3 protein-coding genes and 1 pseudogene are annotated in these 3985 nt (G+C 73.1%); 2 read left to right on the top strand and 2 right to left on the bottom strand.

Features of this window, described 5'->3' with window-relative positions:
- Positions 1-220 precede the first annotated feature (220 nt).
- Together K6I34_RS33055 and K6I34_RS33050 are read right to left on the bottom strand one after the other, a co-directional pair.
- A complete protein-coding gene (locus tag K6I34_RS33055) occupies positions 221-982 on the bottom strand; it encodes a hypothetical protein (protein ID WP_229331730.1) in 762 nt (253 codons plus the stop codon).
- 413 nt (positions 983-1395) lie between these two features.
- Positions 1396-1647: a holin gene (locus tag K6I34_RS33050; RefSeq protein ID WP_229331729.1), complete on the bottom strand. Its 252-nt coding sequence runs from the start codon at positions 1645-1647 to the stop codon at positions 1396-1398.
- A gap of 157 nt (positions 1648-1804) precedes the next feature.
- Between K6I34_RS33050 and K6I34_RS33045 the strand changes: the two genes are divergently transcribed.
- Positions 1805-3091: a helix-turn-helix domain-containing protein gene (locus K6I34_RS33045; RefSeq protein ID WP_229331728.1), complete on the top strand. Its 1287-nt coding sequence runs from the start codon at positions 1805-1807 to the stop codon at positions 3089-3091.
- 101 nt (positions 3092-3192) lie between these two features.
- Positions 3193-3873: pseudogene (locus K6I34_RS33040) on the top strand (aldehyde dehydrogenase family protein); the annotation flags it as partial.
- Positions 3874-3985 lie beyond the last annotated feature (112 nt).

Below are 3985 nucleotides of genomic sequence, written 5' to 3'. Positions count from 1 at the left end.
GGGACGGCACGTACGAAATCAGCGCATACGGAATCTGACGGACGGCGGACGCGGGAGCGCTCGCCCCGGCGGCAAGCGCCGCCGGTGGCGGTAGGGGGAACGTGCGCGCGCGGCACGTCCCGTGTACGGGCAGGGGTCATCGCCCTGGGTCCTTCCTGGAATCCGGGCGCCCTGGAGTGCGGGACCGCCCGGTGACGTGGAGTGGCGCGAGGAGTCGCCGTCAGCCGAAGGCGACGGCGACGCGCGCCGGAGGACCACGTGTGGCGAGGACATGGGCGTAGAGCAGCTGCCGCAGCCGCTGGTCCGCGCGCGTGCGGTCGGCGCGGATGCGCGGCGGACCGGAGCACGTCGGTACGTCGTGGAAGAGGACGAGCAGCGGCGCGAAGAGCCGGGTGCGCAGGGTCCGGGCGAGCCGGAAGGCGGCATGTTCGCCGCCGGAGAGCCAGATGCCGCAGACGGCCGCGACGAGAACGTGCGCGGACCACATGCCGAGGGCGCCGTGGCCGGCGTGCATACCGCCCATGCCACCCATGCCACCCATGTCTCCGGCCATCCCGGACATGGCGTGCCCCATGGGCATGGAGTGACCGCCCATGGGGTGACCGCCCATGGAGTGGCCACTCATACCCATGCCGGGCATTCCCGACATATCCATTGACGCTCCGCCGGGCATCCCGGCGGCACGGGCGGCCGCTGCCGCGCGGGCCGCGTTGGCCACGACGTCCTGGGCGAGCGAGAAGAAGGAGTGCAGCCCGGTCTGGGCGCCCACGGTGGCGAGCGTGATCAGCAGGGGCCCGCGTTCACGGCCCGCGAGGAACCACGCGCCACTGGCCGTACCGGCGAACGCGACACCGACCGCCCACCAGGGAACGGTCGTCCCGGACATGACGGCGTGGCCCAGGGCAGCGAGCAGCACACAGACCACTGCGAACACCGTGGCTCGCAGCGCCCGCGGTCCCTGGTCCGGCTGCCCTGCTCTCATGTCCTGCACATCGTTGCACCCGCGTCGCGCGACATGAAGGCGGGGGGCGCCCTGACGCCCGTACGACCCCTCGCCCGGACGCATGGGCGGGCCCGACCCGCATCGTCCGCCCGGCGATGCGAGTCGGTGGGCCGCCGGCCTCGGGGGAAGGACCGGCGGCCGGGTCCCGTCGCTCCAAAGGGACTCGCAGAGCCGAGTCAACCGTGCCGCGCCCGCGCCCGGGAAGCGTGTGCGCGGGGTACGCGCGGGTGCGCCACGCACACCCCGTGTGAACGATCACGTTCCGGTACAGGCGCCCCGTAACGGTTGCGCCCCGAAGGGGCGCGGGGAACTGCGCGACCAGCCCCCACCGGCCCACAGCCGCCGGACGACGCTACGAACCGAGCTCATGGGCGCCGCCCGAACAAAACCCGTCACCCATCCCGCTTACCGGCGGAGCCACGCGGCAACCACGCCGCACTGCTCGTGTCACCGAAACGACTGCCTATCGCCCCCTTGATCACGGAAAGCGCGGCGGGCAGGGACGCGATGGCCGCGGCCTTGAGCGCGGACACGCTGGTGAGGTCGAAGCCGTCGGCGATGATGAGGCCGAGGAAGGTGGTGACGTAGGCGGCGAGGGTGCGTTCGAGGATGTCGACGAGGACTTTCCTGGACTGAGGGGTCATGGCCTGTTCGTGTCTCTTCCGTTCCTGATGAATGGGGCAGGGGCAGCCTGGTGGCCGAACGGCTCGTACCGCAAGGCTTGACGGGGATCGTCCGGGGGGCACGCTGCGGCAGGAGGGGCCGTGGGGCCCCGTCAGCGCTCCGGCCGAAAGGACCCGCATGGTCGTCAATCCATGGCTCGCGCTGGCGTCCGGCGACGACCCCGCCGAGCGCCGCCGCACCATCCGTACCGCTCACACCGCGTTCCTCGGCGGCGCCCCGCCCGGCCCGGGCGTCCGCTCCGTCGTCACCGACTCCTGGCGCCGTTCGGCGGCGCGGCTGCCGACGCCCGACTTCCTCCCGCCGGTCGAGGTCGACGGCGCCGACCTGGAGGCGTACCGCCGCGCGCACCCGCTCGCCGCCGTGCTCCCGCTCCTGCGCGAGCTCCTGGGCTCCGTCGCCGCCGACGGGGCGCACCTCTTCGCGGTCTGCGACGCGACCGGCAGGCTGCTGTGGGTGGAGGGCCACGCGGGCGTACGGAAACGCGCGGAGAGCATGAACTTCGTACCGGGCGCCCGCTGGGACGAACGTCACGCGGGCACCAACGCTCCCGGTACCGCCCTGGCCGTCGGCCACGCCGTCCAGATCTTCGCCACCGAGCACTACAACCGCCGCGTGCAGCCGTGGTCCTGCGCGGCGGCCCCCGTGCACGACCCGCGTACCGGGCAGCTGCTCGGCGCGGTGGACATCACCGGCGGAGACCAGCTCGCGGCACCGCAGAGCCTGGCCCTCGTCCGGGCGACGGTACGGGCCGCCGAGGCACAGCTCCCGGCGCCGGGGCACACGCCCGGCTGCGTCCTGACGGCGCTCGGCAGGGACGAGGCACTGCTGGTCACAGAGGGACGGCGATTACGCCTGGGAAGACGGCACAGCGAGATCCTCACCCTGCTCGCCGCCCACCCCGACGGCCTGGCCGGCGAACAGCTCTCGGCGGCGCTCTACGGCGGGCGAGCCGTCCCGCCCGTGACCCTGCGGGCCGAACTATCGCGGTTACGGCGGCTGGTGGGCCCGCTGCTCGCGTCGCGCCCGTACCGGCTGTGCGGCACCGTCGACACGGACTTCGGGTGCGTGGAGCAGGCACTGGCCGCGGGCGGCCTACGGGCCGCGCTCCGCGCGTACGACGGCCCCCTGCTGCCCTTCTCGGAGGCGCCCGGTGTGTGCCGGCTGCGGCGGCTGCTGGAGACGCGACTCCGCAGGGCCGTGCTGACCTGCGGCGATCCGGTGGCGCTCCAGACATGGGCCGACAGCCCGTGGGGCGAGGACGACCTGGAGGTGTGGGAACGGCTGCTGGCCGCGCTGCCGATGAGCGCGCCGCAGCGGGGGTCGGTGGCGGTGGAGGCACGGCGGCTGCGGGAGACGTACGCGCCGGGCGACGGCGCAACGTTCGCGCAACGGGAACGGGCCTAACGTCGCGCCGAACGCTCCGCCGAACGCCAAACGCCGAACGCCACGGACAAACCGCGGGCAATCGACCGGCACCCCACAGGCAACCCGACGAAAGGCACCCCATGTCCCGTTACGCCGACCCGGGCTCCCCCGACGCCGTCGTCTCCTACCGGCCGCGCTACGACCACTGGATCGGCGGCGAGTACGTACCGCCGAAGCAGGGCCAGTACTTCGAGAACCCGACCCCGGTGAACGGGCGGCCGTTCACGGAGATCGCGCGGGGCACCGCGGAGGACGTGGAGCGCGCCCTCGACGCGGCGCACGCGGCCGCTCCGGCATGGGGCCGTACGGCGCCGGCGGAGCGGGCGAACGTCCTCAACCGCATCGCGGACCGCATGGAGCAGCACCTGGAGGCGCTCGCGGTCGCGGAGTCGTGGGAGAACGGCAAGCCGGTCCGCGAGACGCTGGCCGCCGACATCCCGCTGGCCATCGACCACTTCCGCTACTTCGCGGGGGTGCTGCGGGCGCAGGAGGGCAGCCTGTCCCAGATCGACGAGGACACGGTGGCGTACCACTTCCACGAGCCGCTCGGCGTGGTGGCCCAGATCATCCCCTGGAACTTCCCGCTCCTCATGGCCACCTGGAAGCTGGCACCCGCGCTGGCGGCGGGCAACGCGGTCGTGCTCAAGCCCGCGGAGCAGACCCCGGCGTCGATCCACGTCTGGCTGGACCTGGTGGCGGACCTGCTGCCGCCGGGCGTCGTGAACGTCGTGAACGGCTTCGGCGTGGAGGCGCGAGCTCCCCCAAGCGACCTTCACTTTCAAGGATCAGGTCAGGGACGATCGAGCACTCCAACCTGATCTTCGCGGCGGGCTCGGCAGGCACAGGTGCCCCTTCTTCACCCGCGAGGGCGTC

Source organism: Streptomyces sp. UNOC14_S4, assembly GCF_020740835.1.
Taxonomy (GTDB): Bacteria; Actinomycetota; Actinomycetes; order Streptomycetales; family Streptomycetaceae; genus Streptomyces.
Note: the sequence above shows the minus strand (reverse complement) of the source record. Positions and strands in the feature narration are given on the sequence as shown.